Below are 24,060 nucleotides of genomic sequence, written 5' to 3' on the forward strand. Positions count from 1 at the left end.
CACTCTTGCTTAGAGCCTGTTGACCTTTGGTGAATAACAAAAGTCTACAGGCCCTAGTATCAACCTGCGTTTTGAGTAGATTGATAATATCGACATGTTCAACCTGATTTTTAGCACGTTAGACTCATGATGGCTTTTTATTTCCCAGTAAGCTAGCCACAATGTTGGTATGAAAATGATATCGAGCCTTAAGGCTGCCCTTTTTACAATTTGTTTATTCGCTGGACTTAGCACATCGGCGCAGGCTGAATATACCTGTAATATCGATTTTGCTTACGGTATTGCCGTTAATAACGAACAGCTTCGCGTAATGGATAAAACTCGCACCGTAGTTCAGATTAATGACCAAAACCAGCTTTTTGTAGGTGGACGTTGGCAAACCTTGAATGAGCAAGAACGGCAGTGGCTAGAAGAGTATTCTTCAGGGTTACACTATGTAGTACCAAAAATGATTATTTTGGCCACCGAAGGTGTAGATTTAGCTATTGATACTATTGAGCATGTTTACCTAGGCTTAGTAGGCAGTGATCACGACAGCTACGAGCGTTTGAATGCTGCTATGAAGCGTGTTCAAAACCGCGTGAAAGATAAATTCAGGCATGCGAGTAATCATTATTTTATCGGCCCTGGATCACTGGAAAGCGTTGATGAATTCGTGGATAGTGAAATTGAAGCACAGCTTGAGGAAGCAATTTCTACCTCAGTAGGCGGTATATTATCGGCGATCAGTGGTATCAACACTGGAAGCGGCGAGGTTAACCAAGAGAAAGTAGCGGAAATTACTCGTCAGCTTAACAATGTGGGCGAGCATCTTGATGTGGGTGATAAAGCCACCACTTTACGTAAAAAAGCCGAGTGGTTCTGTGAAAAGCTTAAGCGCCTAGATATAGCGGAAGAAAACCTTCGAGCAAGTGTGCCTGCTTTCAAGCCTTACAATATCATTACACGACATGATAAGAGTGAAAACTAGTTGAAATAAGTAATACGTGTACTAATTCTGGTTAAAGACTGATTAAGACAGAAAAGCCTGCGTGAGCAGGCTTTTTTGATCTAGCTTTTTGGTTGACTCAAATGGGCAAGATTATACGAAGCACGACAGCAGAGAGTTGAGATATCTACGTCCTTTAGCAGTTACCTGCCAGTGACTATCTGAAATAGAAAGCAGCCCTTGGTGATGAGCATCAGACAGTGCGTGTTTAACGTCATCCGTTAACTCAGTACCTGTGAAGTCACTAAAATCACTCATCGGGCAAGGCTCAACTAAACGAAACCTATTCATAAAAAACTCAAACGGTAGGTCGTCTGCACTAACCAGCGTTTGCGTATCTAAATACGGTCGGCTCATTTCCATATAGCCTCTTGGATGCTTCACTTTAACGGTACGATGAATTGTGCCGTTAGCGGCATCGGTAATCTTCCCGTGCGCACCGCATCCAATACCTAAGTAATCGCCAAAACGCCAGTAATTCAGGTTATGGCGGCATTGATGCCCGGCTTTGGCGTAGCCTGAAATTTCGTACTGGTGATAGCCTGCACGCTCTAAGAGGCTGTGGCCTTTTTCCTGTATTTCCCACAGGATGTCGTCGTCTGGCAGTTCTGGCGGCTTTGAATAGAAAGGCGTGTTTGGCTCGATGGTAAGCTGGTACCACGACAAGTGGTAAGGATCGAGCTCAATACCTTGCTTCAAATCTGCCATAGCATTCTCTACGCTTTGTTCAGGTAGACCATGCATGAGATCTAAATTAAACGTAGGTAGCCCTGCGCTGTGTGCTTGTTTTACCGCATTTTCAGCTTGGCTCTCATCGTGGATACGGCCTAGCACTTTTAAATGCTTCGGCTGAAAGCTTTGAATGCCCACCGATATTCGGTTTACGCCTGCCTGATAAAAGCCCGCAAACTTACCTGCCTCGACGGTGCCTGGGTTGGCTTCCATGGTTATTTCAGCAGTGTCGCTTAAGTTAACCCGCTGTTTGACGCCGTTTAAGATGTCAGCCATGGCCTCGCTTGAAAACAAACTGGGCGTGCCACCGCCTATAAAGATTGTCTCAACAGGGCGGTCGCCAATGCGTTTGGCATCAATGGCTAAATCGTCCAGCAGGTGCGCCACATATTCTTTCTCGGGTAAATCAGATTTAAGCCCGTGAGAGTTAAAATCACAGTACGGACACTTTTGAACACACCAAGGAATGTGGATATAAAGGCTAAGCGGCGGATTACGCAAAAGTCGCTCTCATATTATCAAGCAAAATCGCTAAGGCGTTGCCGCGATGGCTAATACGGTTTTTTTCGGCTTTCTCCAATTCTGCCGCAGTGCAGCCATGAGTTGGCACGTGAAATACCGGGTCGTAACCAAAACCGTCGTTACCAGAGCGAGCAGTTAAAATTTCGCCTTGCCATTTACCTTGGCTAACTAATGGTACTGGGTCGTCAGCATGGCGCATAAACACTAATGTACAGAAGAAATGCGCTTTACGCTGGGTTTCGCCATCTAGGGCAGCTAATAGCTTGTCGATATTGGTGTCATCAGTTGCATCAGCGCCAGCATAGCGGGCTGAATAGATACCGGGTGCACCGCCAAGAGCGTCAACCACTAAGCCAGAGTCGTCAGCAATAGCAGGAAGGCCTGTTACTTGTGCCGCATGACGCGCTTTAATAATGGCATTTTCAACGAATGTTGTGCCTGTTTCAGGCACATCAGATACACCTAATTCTTTTTGCGCCACAACGTCTACGCCGTAATCTGCAAATAAGGATGCAAACTCACGCACCTTGCCTTGATTACCTGTGGCTAAAACAATTTTTTCTGGGAATTTCATTGTGCCAGACTCCTCGTTTTTTCTTTGCTCCTGAAATAAGCTCAAACACATTCATCGGGTTACTTTAGGTTATTCAGGACGAACGTTGGCAGTGGTTTGAGCAAACCCTCTGCCGCAGGGATGCGGCAGCGAAGCGCACATGGATGTGTTTACCGCGTGTTTGCGAAAGCCACTCCCAACCTTCGGCCATCGCATCGCTCACCCTCTACGTGCTCAAGTTTTACTTTTTCTTTTTAGGCTTAGCTTTTGCCTTGGCTTTGTCTTTGGCCTTTACTTTTTTCTTTTTCGGGCCAATCTTAGGCGTTTTGTTTTTAGGGCGTAGCTCGTCAATAACGCGAGCTTTAAGTGGTTCGCCCATGTAACGTGCGGTTTTGGCTACCATGTCAAAATCGTGGGCCTCAACCAAAGATATTGCAGTACCTTTGGCGCCAGCGCGGCCGGTTCTGCCAATGCGGTGAACATAAACGTCGGCTTTGCGCGGCATGTCGAAGTTAATAACATGGCTCACGTTAGGCACATCAATACCGCGGGCAGCAACATCCGTTGCCAGCAAGATAGGTACTTCACCACTTTTGAAACGGGCTAGCGCTGCAATACGTTTGTCTTGTGGCATTTCACCCTGTAGCCAGCACACTGGGATATCTTTCGAGGCTAAGAAGTCCTTAAGCATTTGCAGGCGTTCGCGGGTTTTCACAAACACAACCGCTGACGTCGTGGTTTCTTGCTTCAAAATATTCACCAGCAAAGCTTGCTTGTGATTCATGTCGTCAGCAAGGTGATACCACTGATGAATTTTGTTCTTTTCTTTGCGCGATGGGTTCGCTTCAATCACTTCAGGATTGTTAAGAATGTCATGAGCGAAAGTCTTAACGCCTTTGCCTTCAAGCGTGGCAGAGAACAATAGGTTTTGCTTGCGCCAGCGCGCTTCGGCAGCAATTTGGTTAACTACCGTTGAGAAACCCATATCCAACATGCGGTCAGCTTCATCAAGAATTAAACACTCGATATCACGGCAATCTGCGGCTTCTTTTTCGATATGCTCAAGCAAACGACCTGGCGTGGCCACAAGAATATCGAGATTCTTGCTTAAGGTTTCTTTATCGGTACCGTAGTTAATACCACCGGTTATTACCCCGCACACAATTTGTGTATGCTTTGTTATGGCCAGGGCTTGTTCATAAACCTGTAGCGCTAACTCGCGGGTAGGCGTTAGAATCAAAATACGTGTAGCACCAGGCTGTCTGCGCGGATAATCAAGTAAAAACTGGCATGCAGGCAATAAGAAAGCGGCTGTTTTACCCGTACCTGTAGGAGCAGAGGCCAAGATATCTCGTCCATCCAACGCATGCGGGATAACCAGTTCTTGAATGCTAGTTGGGGTTTCAAACCCCATATCGGCAGCTGCGTGACACAGTGCTTCGTCTAATTCGAGTTCTTCGAAAGTCATAGTATAAAATTGCTCTAAATGAATGGTGCGTATTGTAGCATTGCTATACCAAAACATTGAGAAAAACTGGCGTTAAATTCGCACACCGTAGGTAAATACACATTCTGACGCTAATGGGTTGGTACTGTTGGCGTTAAGTAAGTGCAAGTGCGTTAAATCGAGCTTACTCACTTTATCCTCACTTTCAACCCGTGAAATTTCGAAGTAGTAGTTGGCGTACGGTGAATTTGGTTCTTGAAGCTCTAGGTAAGGAAACTGGCGATACTTCCATTTACCCTTTACGTCTTCTGAAGATGTGGGCGTTTGAAGTGTGAGGGTATACGTACCGTCTTTGTACAGCGTGAGGCGCTCGCCGTTACCACATCCATTGGCGATATAGTTATGGATAAGATCTTGGGCAAGGAGGGTTCCGTGGGGGCGATTGCCGTCAGGAAACACGAATAGCGCCAAAGAGTTTTTAGTATACCAATGATTGCCTTGAGTGAGCGATTGGACACGGTTTATAGAGTAACCCGCATGCTCTGCGATACTAGTGGTATTGTCGATTGCTTCTGGTGATTGTAGCAGCAATGAATAGAGCAACGTATTTGTAGACACGGATGTAGGAAAATCAAAGTCGTTTACTTCAACATTCAAGCCTTGGTCCGTTAACTGTTCAGATAAGGCTTGAACTTTGGACGGCTCAAGATATTTGCCATAAAGGTAGACGGTTGGGGGGCTTGCACATCCACTAACTACAAGGGTAAAAGCTAAAGTTATAAGGTACGTTATTATTGTTTTTTTCACTTAAGAATCTCCAAGCCGATGCCAGATTTTTTCATTTAAAAGGGCGAATCGTTTGTTTAAAGCGAAGCGCGCTTTGAAGTTATTATTTAACGAGCTGCGAACAAGCAACGAATAACTAGCGAGCAACTGTTGCACAAGAACGCACAAATATAGTTAAGGATTACATTTGTAATCTAAGTTGGATAATAGCGACATGCTTAAGTTGTGTAAACGAAAACTTGTTAGCAAGAAGGTGGGCAAAGGCTGTGAGGGACGGTATAAGCATAAGGTATATCACAGTGGTGTAACCAGTGCGCGGTAATCCCAGCTTTGAAGCACGCCATCAGAGGAGAGGGTAACAACATCACCATCCTTGTTAAGTGTAATAGCGTGAGTGGTGGCTTCGCTTGAGTAGCGTTTAATTTCCCATGAGGCTATCTCTTCGCCAGAGTTAGCATGCCATAGCGTCACCACTGATTTGGGTGATGTTGTCATAAGGTAGTCACCGTTTTCTAAAAATAACCCTTTTCGGAAAAAGCGGAAACGTTCCATAAATTGTAGTTCAGAGATCACTTCATGGGTGGCGAGATCAATAATTTCGTGGCTGTTCAGCGCATCGGATATAAAAGCTCGCTGAGCTCTATTGTCTAGCGCTGAAGCGGTAACTCGACTGCGATATTGCCTTTCTAGCAACACATCGTTTTTGTCTAAATCCCATAGAAACCAGCGCTTATCTATCCCTCCAGAAAACGCATAGTCATTAGAAAAATAGCCTACATGAAGCACTTTCATTGTATTGTGCTGGTATTGCAATGCAGTGCCGTTATCAAAATTTAGTAGCAATACGGTACCGTCGGTCATACCAACTAGTGCGCTGTCACCATGGTGGGATAGGGAAGTTGATGACGCTGTGGCGCCGGGATCTTTACCACTAAAATGCCAACTACCTACCACATCACCTGATTGCAAGTTAATCAGTGTAGTGCTCCAATAGCCTGTGAGCGCTAACCATGCCTTGTCTTTGGAAAACGTAATTAGGTGCAGTGACTCTTCATCAAGCACGTCACTATGCCACTTGTAGCGCTCTCGTTTTTCATCAACATCCCAAACAGAAACAGAGGAATCGTCAAAAATGAATGCCGCAAGACGGGCATCCTCCGAAAGCGTAGCATTCCTCACTGGCTCTTGGGTAAAGCGAAACTCGTGAACAGGTAATACGCGCGTCTCTTCAGTGCAACCAGAAAGCGCAAGGAGAACGGTGCAAAGTAAATAAAAAAGTGGTGACGCTAAAGGTGAGAGAAAGCATCCGTTCGTTTTTCTTTCGATCATTGCTTTACCACTATTGATTATTAATCGAGGCAATAGCAGATAACTTTGCTTGGTTAAGCGCGTCTTTTATTTCGGGGCCTTTAACGCCGGTGGCAATGATGTCTTGCACGTTCACTTGTTTGGCGGCAGCTAATGCATTTTCGATGCGCTTTTGTTGTTCTTGCCAATCTACGCCTTTGCTATGAGCATAAGGCGCAAAAGCGCTAAGCAATAATGTGAAACGTTCCTCTCTACGCCACGCATCACAGCCATTGAACAGGGCAAGTAAATCGGCGGGCGAGTTCTGCGCGTTCAAAAGAAAGCCTTTGAATTTGCAGGCAAGGCTGACGATTTCACTAACTTGGTTTTGCACTTTGAGCCGATTGCATAACTGTTTCGCTTCTTCCTCATTAAGGTGAGTGAGCAGGGCAGTAAATCTTGTTATCAGCCTAGCGGTTTCTGAATTGCTGCTGTCAGGTAATGGGGTTTCTGAACCCGTGTCTTTAACAAAGCTCTCATTTTTAGCCTTTTCTAGATCTACCGCCGTTTTTAATGTTGCCAAAGCAGTATCTACGTTTCTTTCAAGCTCAGTAAACCAGTCATTAAGACCGTGGGCTTGGTTTAATACAGTGAAAAAAACATGCGGTGTTTTCTCTAAAAGACTACGCTTTGTTTCTTGCCATACCCGCTCAGCACTTAGCGTGCTTAACTCGCCGCTTTGCGCCATAGACTGCATAAGAGCCATGGTTTCAGTGGCGATAGTAAACCCTAAATAAGCATAGCGGGTTGCAAACCGAGCAACGCGAAATACGCGTAGAGGGTCTTCACTAAAGGCTTCAGATACGTGGCGAAGTAGGCGGTTTTCTAAATCTTTTTTACCACCATAGGGGTCGATGAGTTTTCCATAGTTGTCTTGCGCTATCGCATTAACGGTAAGGTCCCGGCGTAACAAATCTTCTTCTAACGTCACCGAGCTTGACGCATCGCATACAAAACCGGTGTAACCTTTTCCTGACTTACGTTCTGTACGTGCAAGTGCGTATTCTTCCTGTGTTTTAGGGTGTAAAAAAACAGGGAAGTCTTTGCCTACTTGGGTAAAACCCTGGCTGAGCATTTCTTCTGGCGTGGCGCCCACCACGACATAGTCGCGTTCAACAACTTTTCTGTTTAACAGTGCGTCACGCACTGCGCCACCAACGAGATATACTTGCATGCTCTTCCAACGATTTTTTAGATTAGGGATGTGCCGACTTTTGACGTGTAACGAAAATCAACCTTCCCAAGGTAACAGAGGCGCAGTATAGCAATGTTACAAATAAAATTCGTAGCCACATCGTTATGCGCTTTCACTTCAAGGTTGCGTCTGGTAGTTTATTCGTCGTTAAAAATTAAAACAGATAGGCGCTTCAGCAACCATGTATTTGAACTACTTCGGGTTAAATGACAATCCTTTTTCGATTGCGCCTAACCCCGATTATTTGTATATGAGCCCTAGGCACAAAGAGGCTTTGGCCCATTTGACCTTTGGCCTCAGAGAAAGCGGTGGTTTTGTAATGCTCACCGGAGAAGTGGGCACGGGAAAAACAACGGTATCGAGAAAACTGTTGCAGCAGCTACCCGATAATACGCAGGTAGCCATGATTTTGAATCCTACCTTATCCGCCCTTGAGCTATTAGCAACGGTTTGTGATGAGCTAGGCTTGGCTTATACACCTGAAAAAGCAAGCCTTAAGTATTTCACCGATTTGATTTTGTCTAAGTTAGCAGAGAATCATCAGTCAGGCATGAATACGGTACTAATGGTTGATGAAGCGCAGCATCTGTTGCCCGAAGTACTAGAACAACTTCGTTTATTGACCAACCTAGAAACGAATCGTGAAAAACTGTTAAAGGTTGTATTGATAGGTCAGCCTGAGTTACAGCAGTTGCTAAAGCGTAACGAATTACGTCAGCTGGCTCAACGCATTACCGCTCGTTATCATCTGCTGCCCTTAACTGCGCCTGAAGTTAGTGCTTACATAGCACACCGCTTAAGCGTGGCAGAAGGTGATATCAGTATTTTCAGTAAGTCTACATTGCGCGCGGTGCATCAAATTACTGGTGGGATTCCAAGGGTAATTAATTTGCTGTGCGACCGAGCGTTAACCTTATCTTTTACTAAGCAGCATGCGGTTGTGCAAAAGCCTATATTCTTGGCCGCGGCAGAGCAAATTCTAGGTGAAGATGTTGTCAGTCAGCGCGTGCAAAGCCAGCGTAAATGGTATCTCGCATCGGCGTTTGTTTTGGCCATCATATTCGGCTACGGGTTAGGGAGTTTGTATGTCTAATATCGTCGCCATTGACCATTTAAAACCCGGTATGGTGATTGTTCAAATTACCAAGCAAAATGGGCCAGTTAAAATTAGAAAGTCGGGTTTAGTGACAAGCGATGCTATGGTGCAGGGCTTGTCTGAAATGGGCGTGCAAGAGGTCGAAATAGACCCTGAGCAAACCGTGGAAATAGCGCCGACAGTTCATCATAGAACTCAGACCCAAGCTTTGCTTCGGGGCGAGCACGACACTACCGCCAAATTTGATAAATCCCTAAACGAGCAGTTTAATCGAAGCTTGTTCTTACCCACAGTGGAAGGGCTTCCGTCAGCATGGAAGCTTTATACCAAGCAAGTTGCGCTTTTTGCCGTCGTTATTCTTGGCGGGTTATGCATTGGCTTTTCCGCCGCTATGGCAAAACGCTGGTGGCCAATGCTAACTGCACCCGCTTCTGTACCGGTGGCAGACTCTGAAAGCTCAGTTTCACAGGTTGAAGCAAGCGGAGGCGCTTCAGCGCTTACGACCACGCAAAGTAGTAATGAAGCACCAGGCACTTCAAGCAACAAAAGTGAACAGGTATCTTCTAACACTCAGGAAAGTGGGCAAAGCGCAGGTTTAAATGAAACTGCTAACACAGCGGTAAATGCCAACGTTAGTAACGGCGTTGCAGCTCAGCAAGGCACGCAAGCGAACGCTATGGTAAATAACCAGTCTGCTGGAAATTTAGCTGCAACGCAAAATACTGATTTAGGTGCAGTTCCAAATAAAAACCCAATCACAACAGGTACTCAGAATCGCTACAATAACGACATCTCCCAACGTTCTGGCGCCGAGCCAAGTAGTGGATATGAGCGTAGCTCCTCAACAGATTCAAGACAAACTGAGACTTCAGGGAATTATGAAGGGAAAGTATTAAATGAAGCTGCGTCTCAATCTGACGTATCCGTGTCACCAGAGCTCATGGCCCGTTTTAATGCTGCCGTTGAAGCGCTAGACTCAAAGGCACAAGATAATACACCCGCTGAAGCGCAAGCAAGGGTGAAGGTTAAAGACGAACTACCCCGTGTAGATCAGTTACCCGTTCGCTTGTTAACACGACTTCCTACCATGAACTTTAGCGCGCATATGTATGCGTCTCGTCCTGCCGATAGGTGGGTGAGAGTCAATGGCCGTCAAATAGGTGAGGGCGACTGGATTGCTGATAGAGTGCAAATCGTCAATATTGAAGCGCAACGTGTGGTGCTTGCTTTCGAAGATGAGATTTTTACTATGGCAGCATTAACCGATTGGTAATTACTATCTGTTAGTTACAAAAAACACTAACAAGAAATACAAAAAAGGCCCTTTGAAAAAAGGGCCTTTTCGCTGCTTATACTTTGTGTTCTACAGCGGCATCTGATTGATGAAAACGTCTTTAAAGAATTTTGGTAAGTTCAAACTAAACTCTTCGGGGCGAACGCCTGACACAATCTCATCGTCGTACTGACTTAAATCAACGCGTTTCACTTCATTGAAATGCTGCGACGTAACGCTGTAAAAGGTCATAACGTGAGGGCTTACGGGGTCTTTAGGGTTGATTTTGCTAACAATACCTAATTTACCGCTCTTTAACCTCACCAAGGAGCCAACAGGGTGCACGCCAATACACTGGATAAATTGTTTTACCAATTCTTGGTCTAAGTTCTCTGTCGCAGTTAGTCGCTTTAGCGCCTGAGTAGGCGTGATACTGTTTTTGTGCGTACGATTAGATGTCATGGCATCGTATGCATCCACAATGGCAGCAATACGCGCGAACTCTGAGATTTCGTCACCAACCAATCCTCTCGGGTAGCCGCTTCCATCGACGCGCTCGTGGTGCTCTTCAATGATGCGTAGCGATAGGTCAGAAATATCGCCACACTGTTCAACTAGGTCTGCACCAATTTCAACGTGGGTTTTCATCACTTCCCAATCATCACTGGAAAATTCGCCTGTGTTATTGCGAATTTCATCTGGCAGGGAAGACATGCCGATATCCATCAATAGGGCGCCTAAACTCACTTGCTCTGTGGTATCTCTGTCATAGCCAAGAAACTCACAGAAAATGCCGCTTAGTACACTGCAATTAATACTGTGCTCAAGAAGGTACTGGTCGGTGTCCTTGATCATAGTCAGGCAGCTCAGCGCATCTTTATTATCAAATACACTTTCGATCAGGCTTTGCGACAGCGATTCCATGGGAGACAAATCTTTTACCGCCCCATTTTTAAGCGACTTTAAAAAGCTGCTTTGAATGGCAATTGCGCTGCTGTAAAGCTCGTTGGCTTCGTTAATTGAATCACGACCCACTGGCTTAACAACCGGTTTAGTCACTTCAGGCTCTTTTTCTTTAGCTGGCTCGGGTGGCACAGCTGGCTCGGGCAGCTTAGATTTCGCAAGATCTACTTCGACGCTTAAAATACCTTTCGATTTTAGACTATCAATAATGGCTTGGGTTTTCACAATGCCTTTAGAGCGCATTTTAAGTGAACCTGTTTGTTCAAGTACTTGATTGACGTACATTCCTGGCTGCAAATCATCAATGGGTACCTGTTCTAGCATTATCTCTCCTGTGAGGCACAACGTTGCCATAGCCTTCAATTACAATAGAAACGAATAGTACGATATTCCAGTGAAAAAAGTGAGGAGTTTATTAGTCTTTAGTATAGCTAGAGTCGGCGAATGTAGGATTACCGAATTCGTGAGAAAACGCGTGATGTGTAAATGTGCCGAGAAGTTGCTTATGGCTCAAATCAGGTGAACTGATATTTTTATTGCGGATTGGTATTAGGCGTCTTGATGCGAAGTTAAGGTAGAGGCATAGATGAGAGAAATAAACAGGGTGCCATCTCGCGACAGCACCCATGTGTCATGCTAGGGCGTTGTTAAGCGCTAAAGCCCCACGCTTTTACAACCACGCGGGCTGTTTATCTTCGAAGGCTTCTATAGCACTTGTGAGTTCAAGCGTTTGACCGATAGCATCTAAGCCTTTAATAAGGTTGTTTTTGTGATGCTCAGCAATATCGAAGCTGAAGCTTGTATCGTTAAAACTTACTGTTTGCGCTGGAAGATCAACGGTGATCTTAATTGCTGGGTCTGCCTTCACTGCAGCAAACAAAGCGTCCATTTGCTCGCTTGATAATGCCACAGGCACTAGCTGATTATTAATGCAGTTGCCGTAAAAAATATCAGCAAAGCTGGTGGCAATAACCGTTTTAAATCCAAAGTCGGCAAGTGCCCACGGCGCGTGTTCTCGGCTTGATCCACAACCAAAGTTTTCGCGAGCTAGCAACAGACTCGCACCTTTGTACTCAGGCTTATTCAGCGCGAACGCTGGGTTTGGCTCTTTCTCTTCTAAATCCAAATAACGCCAGTCGTGAAACAAATGTTTGCCGTAGCCAGCACGTGTTACGCCAGTTAGAAACTGTTTTGGAATAATTTGGTCGGTATCGACATTGGCCTGATCAAGCGGCGCAGCAATGCCTGTGTGTTGTGTAAAACCTTGTTCAGACATAAGTTACTCCTGATAATCTCTAACGTCAGCAAAGCGACCGGTAATTGCAGCAGCGGCAGCCATTGCTGGGCTTACCAAGTGAGTGCGCGCACCACGGCCTTGACGGCCTTCAAAGTTACGGTTACTGGTAGAGGCACATCTATCGCCTGCCACTAGCTTGTCGTCATTCATACCAAGGCACATAGAGCAACCTGGCAAACGCCACTCAAAGCCAGCATCGATAAAGATTTTATCTAAGCCTTCTGCTTCTGCTTGGCGTTTAACATTACCTGACCCTGGTACAACAATCGCGGTTACTGAATCGGCGACTTTACCGCGCTTGGCAATTTGTGCCGCTGCACGCATATCTTCAATACGACCGTTGGTGCATGAACCGATAAATACGTGGTTTACTGCAACGTCGGCAAGCTTTTCACCGGGTTTCAAGCCCATATACTCAAGCGCTTTTACTGCGCTCTCTTTTTCAATCGGGTCACTGAAGTCTTCAGGGGCAGGTACCGGTGTGTTTACGCCAATAACCTGGCCTGGGTTAGTGCCCCACGTAACCTGAGGAGCGATATCCGCCGCTTCAAGTTCAACCACAGTGTCAAAGGTTGCCCCCTCTTCGGTATAAAGGGTTTTCCAGTAAGCGACAGCGTCTTCCCAGTCCTGGCCTTTGGGTGCGTATTCACGGCCTTCAAGGTAGGCGAAGGTTTTCTCGTCTGGTGCAACAAGGCCAGCTTTCGCACCAGCTTCAATACTCATGTTGCACACCGTCATGCGCTCTTCCATGCTTAAACCGCGGATAGCTTCACCCGCGTATTCAATGACATGGCCAGTAGCGCCGGCGTGGCCAATCTTTCCTATAATGGCAAGAATAATGTCTTTTGCGGTAATACCAACAGGAAGCTTGCCATTTACATTAATAAGCATGCTCTTAGCGCGGCTTTGTTTTAACGTTTGCGTGGCCAATACATGCTCTACCTGAGAGGTACCAATACCAAACGCTAGCGCACCAAATGCACCGTGGGTTGCAGTGTGTGAGTCACCACACACCACCGTCATACCAGGCTGAATTAAACCTAATTCAGGGCCCATAACGTGCACAATACCTTGCTTTTGGTGACCCACTGGAAATAGCTGAATGCCGTGTTCTTCACAGTTTTTTGCCAAGGTTTGTAGCTGAAGCGCATTGGCTGGTCCACAGGCATCAATTGCCAGTGAACGAGTCGAAATGCTGTGATCCATGGTGCCAACCGTGCGATCAGGGCGTCGTACTTTACGGCCTTTTTCATTAAGGCCAGCGAATGCCTGAGGTGACGTCACTTCGTGAATTAGGTGACGGTCGATATAAATTAAGCTGTCTTCACCGATTTGGTCAATAATGTGGGCTTGCCACACTTTGTCATATAAGGTCTTGGCCATGAGGTTGTTTTACTCCTGCGCCATTAATTGTTTAACGATTTCATCGCCCACTTGTGACGTGCTTGCCGCTTGGCTGCGTTTATCTGCAGGTAATAACTCGCCTGTAAGTACACCTGCTTCTAACGTTGCCACTACTGCCTTTTCAATTGCGTCGGCAACAACATTCAAATTCATGCTGAAACGCAGCATCATGGCGGCTGATAAAATTTGTGCGATAGGGTTAGCAATGCCTTGGCCTGCAATATCTGGGGCCGAACCGCCTGCTGGCTCATAAAGGCCAAAGCCTTCTTCGTTCATGCTTGCCGATGGCAACAAGCCCATAGAGCCAGTCATCATAGCGCATTCATCAGAAACGATATCGCCAAAAAGGTTTGAACACAGCATCACATCGAACTGCGCTGGGTTCTTCATTATTTGCATAGTGGCGTTGTCGATGTAGATGTGGTCTAGTTCTACATCTGGATAGTCTTTTGCGACTTCTTCAGCAATTTCACGCCATAAGCGGCTGGTTACCAGTACGTTGGCTTTGTCCACCGACGTCACTTTGCCGCGACGCTTCTGTGCTGCTTCAAACGCTGCAATCGCAATACGGCGAATTTCACGTTTGCTATAGCGCATGGTGTCATACGCGAACTCTTCTTCGCCTTCACCTTCTCGGCCCTTAGGCTGACCAAAGTAAATACCGCTGGTTAGCTCACGCACAACTAAAACGTCTACGCCTGATTTAGCAATGTCTTCACGAAGGGGAGACAGGCTTTCAAGGCCCGGATAAATGCGAGCCGGGCGTAAGTTACTGAACAAGTCGAAATGACTGCGAAGGGTAAGTAGTGCGGCACGCTCAGGACGTTGCTCTAACGGCAAGGTGTCCCACTTAGGGCCACCGATACTGCCAAACAAGATCGCATCGGCTTGCTCACAGCCCAAAAGCGTTTTTGAGGGTAGCGCTTCGCCTTCAGTATCAATGGCGTAGCCACCTACAGGATATGCAGTACGGTTCAGGGTGACGTTAAACTTCTTTTCAACAGCATCTAAAACCTTATTGGCTTCCTGCATAACTTCTGGGCCGATACCGTCTCCGGCTAATACGGCAATTGAATACTGGCTCATTTATACTCCTGCAACGCGTTCTTGTTGGTTTTTTTGCTGATCAATTTGATCGGCCAAATATGTGTTATTTAATACAAAGATAAGGGCTTTAACGCCGGCTTCCACAATATCTGTAGCCAAGCCGATTCCATGGAAACGACGGCCTTTATATGTAGCGATAACGCTCACTTGCGCCAAAGCGTCGGCACCTTCACCTTTTGAATCTAATTTAAAGTCGACAACTTCTAAATCTTCGTGACCTAGTATAGACATGATGGCCTTATAAGCCGCATCTACCGGGCCGTTTCCAATACTAGACTGGGTAATCTCTTCAGTGCCCACTTTCATTTTAACGGTGGCGCTTGGAATGATTTCACGCCCTGAATTAGCTTGAAGATAAAGCAACTGGAAGTGTGCTTGGTCGTGCTTTTGCTTATCGAAGAACAACAAGGCTTCAAGGTCGTAATCGTATACTTGGCCTTTTTTATCCGCTAACTTTAAGAAGGCGTCATACACCGCTTCTAAGTCATAGTCTTCGGTTTTATAGCCAAGTTCGGTTAAGCGATGTTTAATCACATGACGGCCAGAGCGTGACGTTAAGTTTAGGTTGTTCTTATTAATGCCCACACTTTCTGGGGTCATAATTTCATAGGTATTTTGCGCTTTTAAGACACCGTCTTGGTGAATACCAGATGAATGGCTAAACGCATTTGCGCCAACAATGGCCTTGTTTGATTGAACTGGCATATTACAAAGCTGGCTGACTAGCTTAGATGTGCGCGATATTTCGGTAGAATTAATGTTAGTTTCAAAGCCCAACATGTTCTTACGGGTTTGTAAGATCATGGCAATTTCTTCAAGTGAAGCGTTACCAGCACGCTCGCCAATACCGTTTATCGTACATTCAACCTGTCTGGCACCTTGCTCAACAGCTGCTAATGAATTTGCTACCGCTAAGCCCAAGTCGTTGTGACAATGTACTGAAATGGTTGCTTTATCGATATTTGGAACGCGATTGAACAATTGCTGAATAATACCGCCAAACTCTGTAGGTGTTGTGTAGCCTACGGTGTCCGGAATATTTACCGTCGTTGCGCCAGCGTTAATAGCAGCTTCAACCATTCGGCATAGGTAATCAATATGGGTACGCCCCGCATCTTCACAGGAAAACTCTACATCGTCAGTATACTTACGTGCATGTTTCACTGCGGCTACAGCCATATCTACAATTTCATCTTGTGACTTGCGAAGCTTGGCACCTACGTGAATCTCTGACGTTGCGATGAAGGTGTGAATTCTGAATTGCTCAGCAACGCTTAATGCTTGTCCGCATGCATCAATGTCACCCGGCAATGCGCGAGATAGGCCACAAACGATAGAGTTCTTAACTTCTTTTGCAATCATTTGTACAGAGCGAAAATCGCCTGGAGAAGAGACAGGAAAGCCAGCTTCGATAATGTCTACGCCTAACCGTTCGAGCGCCAGTGCGATCTGCAATTTCTCTTTGGCACTTAGGCTTGCAGGTAAGGCCTGCTCACCGTCTCGCAATGTGGTATCAAAGATCTTCACTTGATTTGTCATGACGCTCTCTCAGTTGAATAGTTAAAAAAAAACCCGTGCTTGGCACGGGTTTTTGTGAAATTAAATCGCTGGTCGCAATCTACCCGTGCAGTCTGGCTGCCATAAGGAGTAGAGATAGAAGAAGGAAACGAATACGCATGAGCTGTTGTTTCTTTGCTGACCAAGTAGATAGCGACAATGTACCCATGTGGCATGAAGAGGTCAACCATTGTTTACGATAATGAGTATATTTTTCGTGTATAAATGCTTTCTTTTAATTATTTAGGATGCGCATCCTAACGGTGTTCGTTATCAGTAAGCATGGCTAGCAATATCTGTCATTTCAAAGGGCTTTAAGTTTTAACTGCAGGGTTGATTAGGATGTTCGTACTAATTTTATCTATAGAGGTGAAATGCGAATCTTGGCTATTTATGCTTTTTAAGTGGGTTTTTATTCTATACAAGCCTTGTTATTTCTAAGTAACGTAAAGTTCTTCCAATTGATTTGAGTAGATAAGCGCATTTCGCGAAGGGATAAGGCACGGGGTGAACGCTTGGATTTAAAGCTCCATGTGTGGCCACAGCATGCAGCGGTCACTATCGCCTTTGAAGGCCGCAATAGTATTTTGTTTTGAACTGAAAGTGCCGTAGCCGCTTCCAATTCATCGCGTAGTGTTGTTGAGTGAATGCATTCACCCGAGTTAGCAAACCATCCATTTTTGTTCAGATGGAGCTGGGTATTGTCTTGATTTACCATATCAATGGAATCAAGCTCAATGTGAGAACCTTCCATATTTAAAATTAAAACAGGTACAACAAGACCATACCTAGCGTTTTTTCTATACCACGCTTCTCGCTTTTCTACATCGTCTAAATGATTAATGCCGGGGCACTTTGCAGATTGCTTGGCATACCAACTCCCATTATGGGTATCTGTTTTTAGCGGGGATGGATTGTTTGCGATGCCATTACTAATCATATATCGAGCAATAGCTTTCACGTGATAGGGAAGCCCGCCCATTCGACGCTTAAGCAGCGATAGGTTTTTTATCTCGCTATGAGCTAGAGAGACGATTTCTCTTTCATACAGAGCAGTACATATTTCATTGAATTGAGGGTGGCTTCCACCGAGTTCACCAGCTTCACTGAAAAAGCCAACTTGGGCGTTGGGTAAAGAGTGGGAAAGTTTGTCGCCTGAAGCCATCGGGATTATCAAATACCTGTCTAAAGTTATTTAACCCTAGCAAGATTAAGCGCTTGTTGCTACACGGTTTCATTAAACAATGCGAAAAAATAGACACAAAAAAAGCCGCTATAGAAAGCGGCTTTTCATCATATTCTCAGGCGTCAATTATTGGCCTTTGATTTCGCTACGGCCTTTGTAAGTTGCAGCGTCACCTAGTGCTTCTTCAATACGAAGTAATTGGTTGTACTTAGCAACACGGTCAGAACGGCATAGTGAACCCGTCTTGATTTGGCCCGCCGCTGTACCTACTGCAAGGTCAGCAATTGTGGCGTCTTCAGTTTCACCAGAGCGGTGAGAGATAACCGCTGTAAAGCCCGCATCTTTCGCCATCTTAATAGCGTTAAGGGTTTCAGTCAGTGAACCGATTTGGTTGAACTTGATAAGGATTGAGTTACCAATACCGTTATCAATACCGCGCTTAAGAATTTTAGTGTTAGTTACAAACAAGTCGTCACCAACTAGCTGTACTTTGTCACCAATCTTCTTAGTTAGGCTTGCCCAGCCGTCCCAGTCGCTTTCGTCCAGGCCGTCTTCAATAGATACAATTGGGTATTGTGAAGAAAGGTCAGCAAGGTAGTCGCCAAACGCTTCTGAATCGAAGCTCTTATCTTCGCCAGATAGTACGTATTTGCCATCTTTATAGAATTCAGACGCCGCGCAGTCTAGTGCAAGGGTAATGTCTTCATTCATTTTGTAGCCAGCGTTTTCAACGGCTTCTACGATTACTGCAAGCGCTTCAGCGTTTGAGCTAAGGTTAGGGGCAAAACCACCTTCATCACCAACCGCTGTGTTAAGGCCTTTAGCAGACAGTACTTTCTTAAGAGCGTGGAAGATTTCAGCACCCATACGTAGCGCTTCTTTGAAGCTCTTCGCGCCAACTGGCTGTACCATGAACTCTTGAATGTCTACGTTGTTATCAGCGTGCTCACCACCGTTGATGATGTTCATCATTGGTACTGGCATAGAGAATTGACCAGATGTACCGTTTAGGTCTGCAATGTGCTCGTAAAGTGCTACGCCTTTCTCTGCTGCCGCTGCTTTCGCTACTGCAAGTGAAACCGCTAGGATTGCGTTCGCGCCAAGGGTTTCTTTGTTTTCAGTGCCATCAAGGTCAATCATGATGCCGTCGATATCAGCTTGCGCTAGTGCATCTTTACCGATAAGTGCTGGCGCGATGGTATCGTTAACTGCTGCAACTGCCTTTGTTACACCTTTACCTAGGTAACGAGACTTGTCGCCGTCGCGTAGCTCTAGTGCTTCGCGGCTACCAGTAGATGCACCAGAAGGTGCTGCAGCTCGGCCCATTACGCCTGATTCTAAGTAAACATCTGCTTCTACGGTAGGGTTTCCGCGTGAATCTAAGATTTCGCGTCCGATAATGCGACTAATTTTCGCCATGTTTTTTCCTCAACAATTGAATGGGGCGCAACGGGAGAGAGCGCCCTTTTATTAGAAATTAGTGATTTTCTTTCTGGTATTTTCCTGCCGCAGCAACGAAACCAGTGAATAATGGGTGTCCATCCCGAGGAGTTGATGTGAACTCAGGGTGGAATTGGCCCGCAATGAACCAAGGATGATCAGGGATTTCTACTACTTCTACAAGTCGCTTGTCAGTGGACAAACCACTTACCTTTAATCCAGCTGCTTCGATTTGGTCGCGTAGGTTATTGTTCACTTCATAACGGTGACGGTGACGCTCATAAATCTCTGTGCTGCCATACATCTCATGCACTTTTGTGCCGTCAATAAGGTGGCAAAGCTGGCTGCCTAAGCGCATAGTACCACCAAGATCTGAGTTTTCAGTGCGAGTTTCAGTTGTACCAGCTGCGTCTAACCACTCAGTGATTAGGCCCACAACAGGATAAGGCGTTTCAGGGTCGAACTCTGTGCTGTTCGCATTTTCCATACCTGCAACATTGCGCGCGTACTCGATAAGCGCTACCTGCATACCTAAGCAAATGCCAAGGTAAGGGACTTTGTTTTCACGGGCATAACGAGCAGCAGCAATTTTACCTTCTATACCGCGTTCGCCAAAGCCGCCAGGCACCAAGATAGCATCTAGTTTTTCTAGAATTTGGGTACCTTTGCTTTCCACGTCTTGCGAGTCGATGTGGTGAATATTCACGGTCAGACGATTTTTAAGGCCAGCGTGCTTAAGCGCTTCGTTTACAGACTTATAAGCGTCAGGTAGCTCAACATACTTGCCTACCATACCAATATTAACTTCAGCAGTAGGGTTAGACTCAGCGTAAAGTACTTGTTCCCATTCAGATAAGTCGGCTTCTTCACACTCAAGACCGAAACGGTCAACTACCAGCTGATCCATGCCTTGTGCTTTAAGTGCAGCAGGAATGCGGTAAATGCTGTCTACGTCTTTCAAAGAAATAACGGCTTTGTCGGCAACGTTTGTGAATAGGGCGATTTTCGAGCGCTCACTGGCCGGCAGTGCACCTACCGAACGACAAACTAGAATATCTGGCTGAATACCAATCGAGCGAAGCTCTTTTACCGAATGCTGCGTAGGCTTAGTTTTTACTTCACCTGATGCTGGCATATAAGGTACAAGCGTTAGGTGCATGAACATAGCGCGTTCACGGCCTACTTCGGTACCAAGCTGACGAATAGCTTCTAAGAAAGGTTGTGACTCGATATCACCAACCGTTCCACCTACTTCAACAATAGCTACATCATGACCTTCAGCACCTTCAATTACGCGGCGCTTAATTTCATTGGTGATATGAGGAATAACCTGAATGGTTGCGCCAAGGTAATCACCGCGACGCTCGCGCTTTAACACTTCTTCATATACACGGCCGGTAGTGAAGTTGTTGCGCTTAGTCATGCGGGTGCGAATAAAACGCTCATAGTGACCAAGATCAAGGTCGGTCTCAGCGCCGTCATCGGTAACAAATACTTCACCATGCTGGATAGGGCTCATAGTGCCCGGGTCGACATTGATGTAAGGGTCGAGTTTTAACATGGTTACGGTGAGACCGCGAGCTTCCAGAATTGCGGCTAACGATGCTGCAGCAATACCTTTACCTAGCGATGAAACTACACCACCGGTGACGAAAATATAATTTGTCATGCGAAACCTAGAACGTTTGGGTTGTATGGTAAATATAGGCTGAGTTTAGAACAAAACCAGCTACACTTTGGACGGGGCGATAGTATACGCAAATTCATGTGGGCAGACAATCAATTTGCCCACATGATGCGCAATTTATACGCGCTTAAGCTTGGTTTAAGATTGGCTCAGGCGCTTAAGTGTGTAGATAAGGTCTAGCGCTTGGCGCGGTGATAACTCATCGGGTGATAAGTTTTCAAGGGCTTCTACAACCGGGTGCTGCTTATCAGGGAATAGCATTTCAGCTTGGCCTTTAGTATTTGATGTGACTTTAACTGATGCGCTTGTTTTATTTACACCTTTTACCGAGCTCTTCGCTACAAAAGACTCATCGTTGGCTTTCTCTGATCCGTCTTCCGTGCTGGTCATAAGGTGTGATGATTCCAACACCGCGAGTTTTTGTTGCGCTGCTTTTATTACCGCCTTCGGTACGCCTGCAAGTTGGGCGACTTGTAAACCAAAGCTTTTGCTCGCCGCACCTTCTGATACGGTATGCATGAAGCGTATGGTATCTTCAAACTCCATCGCGTCTAAGTGCACATTCACTACGCCGCTTTGCGTTTCTGGAAGTTCAGTAAGTTCGAAATAATGAGTGGCAAAAAGCGTATAAGCATTTAGCTGTTTTGCCAAATAACTCGCGCATGCCCACGCCAGAGACAATCCATCATAGGTACTGGTACCACGGCCTATTTCATCCATTAATACCAGAGAGTTTTCTGTGGCATTGTTTAGAATGTTCGCCGTTTCTGTCATCTCAACCATGAAGGTAGAACGACCTGAGGCTAAGTCATCTGATGCGCCTATACGGGTAAAAATACGATCTAGCTTTCCTATGTGGGCATTTTCTGCAGGTACAAAACTGCCAATACAGGCCAACAGGGCAATCAGCGCAGTTTGGCGCATATAGGTCGACTTACCGCCCATGTTCGGACCGGTAATAATTAGCATGCGGCGCTCGGTATCTAGCTGAAGCGGGTTGGCAATGAAGGGGTCTTTCATCACGTTCTCAACCACAGGGTGGCGGCCGGCATCATAAGTAAGCGCACATTCTTGACTCAAATGAGGTCGATACCAATCAAGGGAGACTGCGCGTTCGGCAAAACAGCATAGCACGTCTAATTTGGCTAGCGCCGCAGCGGTTTCAATTAAGTTGTTTAAGTGCGGCGCAAAGTTGTCAAACAAGGCTTCATAAAGCTGCTTTTCAAGAGCAAGCGCAGCGCCCTGACTGCTTAGCACTTTATCTTCGTGCTCTTTAAGTTCTGGCGTTATATAACGTTCAGTGTTTTTAAGGGTTTGTCTTCGAATATATTCAGCAGGCGCTAATGCACTGTTCGCCCGGCTAATTTCAATAAAGAACCCGTGAACTTTGTTATAGCCCACTTTTAGCGTAGAAATGCCGGTGCGCTCGCGCTCACGTTGTTCCATAGCGTCTAAGTAGTCGGTAGCACCTTGTGATAGCTTGCGCAATTCATCAAGTTCGGCGTTGTAACCCTCGGCAATTACGCCGCCATCGCGTATTACCACTGGTGGGTTATCGATAATGGCATCATTTAACAGAGCTTGAAGCTCAGGGTAAGTGCCAATGGTTTCGCTAATACTTCGGATTTGCCCTGTGTCGAACCGAGCTAGAGCATCTTGTAAATCAGGCAGGGCGTTAAAGGCATTTTTTAGGCGAGCGAAGTCGCGTGGCCTCGCTGAACGAAGGGCTAAGCGCGCCATAATACGCTCAATGTCACCAATGTGTTTGAGCGCTGCGCGAATATCTTCAGGGTCGTCATTAATGAAAGTTTCAACAGCATCTAAGCGGCTGTGCAGTTCATGCTGGTCGGTTAAAGGCGAATGAATAACACGCTGTAGCATACGACTACCCATGGCCGTAGTGGTGGTATCCATCACGCTGAACAGCGTATTTTCCTGTCCGCCCGACAAATTATGGGTAAGTTCTAGGTTTCTGCGGGTGGCAGCATCAAGCTGCACGCGGCTGTCTTGCTGTTCGGTCTGAATGCGGCGAATGTGAGGCAGAGCAGTACGCTGGGTATCCTTTACATATTGTAAAACGCAGCCCGCTGCGCCTAAGCCTTTAGTGACGCCTTTTATTCCAAAGCCATCTAATGTTTTGGTTTCAAACTGCGCGTTTAATTGCTCTGAGGCGGTATCAATGTCGAATTCCCATTCAGGACGGCGTCTAAGTCCTTTGCGGTTTTCAACCAATGCTAAGCTTTCAAATCCTTCAGGATAGAGCAGTTCAGCTGGGTTAATGCGCTGAATTTCAGCAAGTAGGCTTTCATCGCTGTCACATTCAAACACAACAAAACGACCGCTCGTAACATCTAGGGTTGCCAGCCCATAGTGCATACTGTGACCACAAACGGCGGCCAGAATATTGTCGCGACGTTCTTCTAACAGCGCTTCGTCGGTGACTGTACCGGGCGTAACAATGCGTTGTACTGCGCGTTCAACAGGGCCTTTACTGGTGGCTGGGTCGCCTACCTGTTCACAAATGGCTACTGACTCGCCCATTTTCACTAAGCGTGACAGATAACTTTCTACCGCATGATAAGGCACACCAGCCATAGGAATAGGTTCACCACCAGATTTTCCTCTGGCTGTTAATGAAATATCCAGTAATTCAGCAGCTTTTTTGGCATCGTCGTAAAACAACTCATAAAAGTCGCCCATGCGATAAAACAGTAAAATATTCGGATGCTGCGCCTTAATAGTCAGATATTGGCGCATCATAGGAGTATGTGATTCCAAAAAATGCCTCTGCGAATTTGTTGCTGGGTTTAATGCCTGTTGAGGGGAATAAATGATAAACTCACGCCCATTAAGATCAAGCGAAGATCTGATAAAGCACAACAGGTGTAATTAGGTATATCCAAATGAGCACAACATTTTCAACTGATTCGACAGCAAACGCCACCCCTTTAACACTTGATAGCGCATTATCTGCGCAAGTCCATGTGTTGGGTGACGCACTCAGGAGCAAAGGTTGGACCGTATCGAGCGCCGAGTCGTGTACGGGCGGAGGAGTTGCTTTTGCTTTTACCAGTGTGGCTGGCAGTTCTGATTGGTTTAACCAATCCTGGGTGACGTACTCTAATGACGCAAAGCGAAGCGTTCTGGGCGTAACAGAACAGACGCTAAAAGAGTACGGCGCGGTGTCGAAGCAAACGGTGAAAGAAATGGCTGAAGGCGTGCGCCGTAACAGCGGAGCGCAACTTGTTGTAACGGTTAGCGGCATTGCCGGCCCTGGCGGTGGCAGCGACGCAAAACCGGTGGGCACTGTGTGGTTTGGCTTTTTATGTGGGCAGCACGAAGCGCAAATCAAACAGGTTTTCAGCGGCAATCGCGACGAAGTACGTCAACATGCTATTAGCTTTGCCATTACTCAGTTAATTAAAATGTTGAGTGAAAATTAAAAACACTGGTTGAAACTGTATGCTTGTACAGTATAGA

General features: G+C 46.0%; 19 protein-coding genes. 4 read left to right on the forward strand and 15 right to left on the reverse strand.

The features are described from left to right. The first annotated feature begins 175 nt into the window (after positions 1–175). Positions 176–970 carry a YggN family protein gene (locus WA381_RS01695; protein ID WP_014978492.1) on the forward strand — a complete coding sequence of 265 codons (795 nt, stop codon included), beginning with the start codon at positions 176–178 and terminating at the stop codon, positions 968–970. 111 nt (positions 971–1,081) lie between these two features. On the opposite strand, the gene hemW is transcribed toward WA381_RS01695, so the two are convergent. The 6 genes from hemW to WA381_RS01725 form a co-directional block, all read right to left on the reverse strand. Further along, the gene (hemW, locus tag WA381_RS01700) at positions 1,082–2,221 is read right to left on the reverse strand and encodes a radical SAM family heme chaperone HemW (protein ID WP_156086014.1); all 1,140 of its coding nucleotides are present in this window, start codon (positions 2,219–2,221) and stop codon (positions 1,082–1,084) included. Further along, the gene (locus tag WA381_RS01705) at positions 2,214–2,816 is read right to left on the reverse strand and encodes an XTP/dITP diphosphatase (RefSeq protein WP_014948475.1); all 603 of its coding nucleotides are present in this window, start codon (positions 2,814–2,816) and stop codon (positions 2,214–2,216) included. The genes hemW and WA381_RS01705 overlap by 8 nt, the downstream gene beginning before the upstream one ends. A gap of 220 nt (positions 2,817–3,036) precedes the next feature. Then, on the reverse strand, positions 3,037–4,263 hold the full coding sequence (gene srmB / locus WA381_RS01710; protein ID WP_014948476.1) for an ATP-dependent RNA helicase SrmB: 1,227 nt from the start codon (positions 4,261–4,263) through the stop codon (positions 3,037–3,039). A gap of 72 nt (positions 4,264–4,335) precedes the next feature. Continuing rightward, entirely contained in the window at positions 4,336–5,049 is a 714-nt protein-coding gene (locus WA381_RS01715; RefSeq protein WP_156086015.1) for a hypothetical protein, read from the reverse strand. Between the two features lie 273 nt (positions 5,050–5,322). Next, entirely contained in the window at positions 5,323–6,357 is a 1,035-nt protein-coding gene (locus WA381_RS01720; RefSeq protein ID WP_156086016.1) for a WD40 repeat domain-containing protein, read from the reverse strand. Between the two features lie 10 nt (positions 6,358–6,367). Next, positions 6,368–7,549: a CCA tRNA nucleotidyltransferase gene (locus WA381_RS01725; protein ID WP_156086017.1), complete on the reverse strand. Its 1,182-nt coding sequence runs from the start codon at positions 7,547–7,549 to the stop codon at positions 6,368–6,370. A 202-nt stretch (positions 7,550–7,751) separates the two neighbouring features. Between WA381_RS01725 and WA381_RS01730 the strand changes: the two genes are divergently transcribed. Together WA381_RS01730 and WA381_RS01735 are read left to right on the forward strand one after the other, a co-directional pair. Further along, positions 7,752–8,663, forward strand: coding sequence for an ExeA family protein (locus WA381_RS01730; RefSeq protein WP_014948480.1), 912 nt, complete (start codon positions 7,752–7,754; stop codon positions 8,661–8,663). Further along, complete coding sequence (locus tag WA381_RS01735; protein ID WP_156086018.1) at positions 8,656–9,939, forward strand: general secretion pathway protein GspB; 1,284 nt, start codon at positions 8,656–8,658, stop codon at positions 9,937–9,939. Before WA381_RS01730 ends, WA381_RS01735 begins: the two co-directional genes overlap by 8 nt. Positions 9,940–10,029: 90 nt before the next feature. Here WA381_RS01735 and WA381_RS01740 read toward each other — a convergent pair whose 3' ends face one another. From WA381_RS01740 to mutS, 9 genes are all read right to left on the reverse strand, one after another. Next, positions 10,030–11,226, reverse strand: coding sequence for an HD-GYP domain-containing protein (locus tag WA381_RS01740; RefSeq protein WP_014975819.1), 1,197 nt, complete (start codon positions 11,224–11,226; stop codon positions 10,030–10,032). A 346-nt stretch (positions 11,227–11,572) separates the two neighbouring features. Continuing rightward, entirely contained in the window at positions 11,573–12,178 is a 606-nt protein-coding gene (gene leuD / locus WA381_RS01745; RefSeq protein WP_156086019.1) for a 3-isopropylmalate dehydratase small subunit, read from the reverse strand. A gap of 3 nt (positions 12,179–12,181) precedes the next feature. Continuing rightward, positions 12,182–13,582, reverse strand: coding sequence for a 3-isopropylmalate dehydratase large subunit (gene leuC / locus WA381_RS01750; protein ID WP_061094370.1), 1,401 nt, complete (start codon positions 13,580–13,582; stop codon positions 12,182–12,184). Positions 13,583–13,591: 9 nt separating this feature from the next. Next, positions 13,592–14,689: a 3-isopropylmalate dehydrogenase gene (leuB, locus tag WA381_RS01755; protein WP_061484939.1), complete on the reverse strand. Its 1,098-nt coding sequence runs from the start codon at positions 14,687–14,689 to the stop codon at positions 13,592–13,594. Beyond that, positions 14,690–16,249 carry a 2-isopropylmalate synthase gene (gene leuA / locus WA381_RS01760; protein ID WP_061484942.1) on the reverse strand — a complete coding sequence of 520 codons (1,560 nt, stop codon included), beginning with the start codon at positions 16,247–16,249 and terminating at the stop codon, positions 14,690–14,692. Between the two features lie 430 nt (positions 16,250–16,679). Further along, entirely contained in the window at positions 16,680–17,432 is a 753-nt protein-coding gene (locus WA381_RS01765; protein ID WP_061484944.1) for a hypothetical protein, read from the reverse strand. A 147-nt stretch (positions 17,433–17,579) separates the two neighbouring features. Next, on the reverse strand, positions 17,580–18,872 hold the full coding sequence (gene eno, locus WA381_RS01770) for a phosphopyruvate hydratase (RefSeq protein ID WP_039230614.1): 1,293 nt from the start codon (positions 18,870–18,872) through the stop codon (positions 17,580–17,582). Between the two features lie 58 nt (positions 18,873–18,930). Continuing rightward, positions 18,931–20,562, reverse strand: coding sequence for a CTP synthase (locus tag WA381_RS01775; protein WP_014948503.1), 1,632 nt, complete (start codon positions 20,560–20,562; stop codon positions 18,931–18,933). Between the two features lie 156 nt (positions 20,563–20,718). Further along, positions 20,719–23,340, reverse strand: coding sequence for a DNA mismatch repair protein MutS (gene mutS / locus WA381_RS01780; protein WP_156087316.1), 2,622 nt, complete (start codon positions 23,338–23,340; stop codon positions 20,719–20,721). Between the two features lie 143 nt (positions 23,341–23,483). Between mutS and WA381_RS01785 the strand changes: the two genes are divergently transcribed. Beyond that, positions 23,484–24,023: a CinA family protein gene (locus tag WA381_RS01785; RefSeq protein WP_156086020.1), complete on the forward strand. Its 540-nt coding sequence runs from the start codon at positions 23,484–23,486 to the stop codon at positions 24,021–24,023. Positions 24,024–24,060: the final 37 nt, after the last annotated feature.

The organism is Alteromonas sp. CH_MED4-4 (genome assembly GCF_037029575.1).
Lineage (GTDB): Bacteria > Pseudomonadota > Gammaproteobacteria > Enterobacterales > Alteromonadaceae > Alteromonas > Alteromonas macleodii.

Bases quoted from the DNA above. Each gene is read 5' to 3' on its own strand.
- WA381_RS01695 (WP_014978492.1), top strand. From the start codon at position 176: ATGATATCGAGCCTTAAGGCTGCCCTTTTTACAATTTGTTTATTCGCT.
- WA381_RS01705 (WP_014948475.1), bottom strand. From the start codon at position 2,816: ATGAAATTCCCAGAAAAAATTGTTTTAGCCACAGGTAATCAAGGCAAG.
- srmB (WP_014948476.1), bottom strand. From the start codon at position 4,263: ATGACTTTCGAAGAACTCGAATTAGACGAAGCACTGTGTCACGCAGCT.
- WA381_RS01720 (WP_156086016.1), bottom strand. From the start codon at position 6,357: ATGATCGAAAGAAAAACGAACGGATGCTTTCTCTCACCTTTAGCGTCA.
- WA381_RS01725 (WP_156086017.1), bottom strand. From the start codon at position 7,549: ATGCAAGTATATCTCGTTGGTGGCGCAGTGCGTGACGCACTGTTAAAC.
- WA381_RS01730 (WP_014948480.1), top strand. From the start codon at position 7,752: ATGTATTTGAACTACTTCGGGTTAAATGACAATCCTTTTTCGATTGCG.
- WA381_RS01735 (WP_156086018.1), top strand. From the start codon at position 8,656: ATGTCTAATATCGTCGCCATTGACCATTTAAAACCCGGTATGGTGATT.
- WA381_RS01740 (WP_014975819.1), bottom strand. From the start codon at position 11,226: ATGCTAGAACAGGTACCCATTGATGATTTGCAGCCAGGAATGTACGTC.
- leuD (WP_156086019.1), bottom strand. From the start codon at position 12,178: ATGTCTGAACAAGGTTTTACACAACACACAGGCATTGCTGCGCCGCTT.
- leuC (WP_061094370.1), bottom strand. From the start codon at position 13,582: ATGGCCAAGACCTTATATGACAAAGTGTGGCAAGCCCACATTATTGAC.
- leuB (WP_061484939.1), bottom strand. From the start codon at position 14,689: ATGAGCCAGTATTCAATTGCCGTATTAGCCGGAGACGGTATCGGCCCA.
- leuA (WP_061484942.1), bottom strand. From the start codon at position 16,249: ATGACAAATCAAGTGAAGATCTTTGATACCACATTGCGAGACGGTGAG.
- WA381_RS01765 (WP_061484944.1), bottom strand. From the start codon at position 17,432: ATGGCTTCAGGCGACAAACTTTCCCACTCTTTACCCAACGCCCAAGTT.
- eno (WP_039230614.1), bottom strand. From the start codon at position 18,872: ATGGCGAAAATTAGTCGCATTATCGGACGCGAAATCTTAGATTCACGC.
- WA381_RS01775 (WP_014948503.1), bottom strand. From the start codon at position 20,562: ATGACAAATTATATTTTCGTCACCGGTGGTGTAGTTTCATCGCTAGGT.
- mutS (WP_156087316.1), bottom strand. From the start codon at position 23,340: ATGATGCGCCAATATCTGACTATTAAGGCGCAGCATCCGAATATTTTA.
- WA381_RS01785 (WP_156086020.1), top strand. From the start codon at position 23,484: ATGAGCACAACATTTTCAACTGATTCGACAGCAAACGCCACCCCTTTA.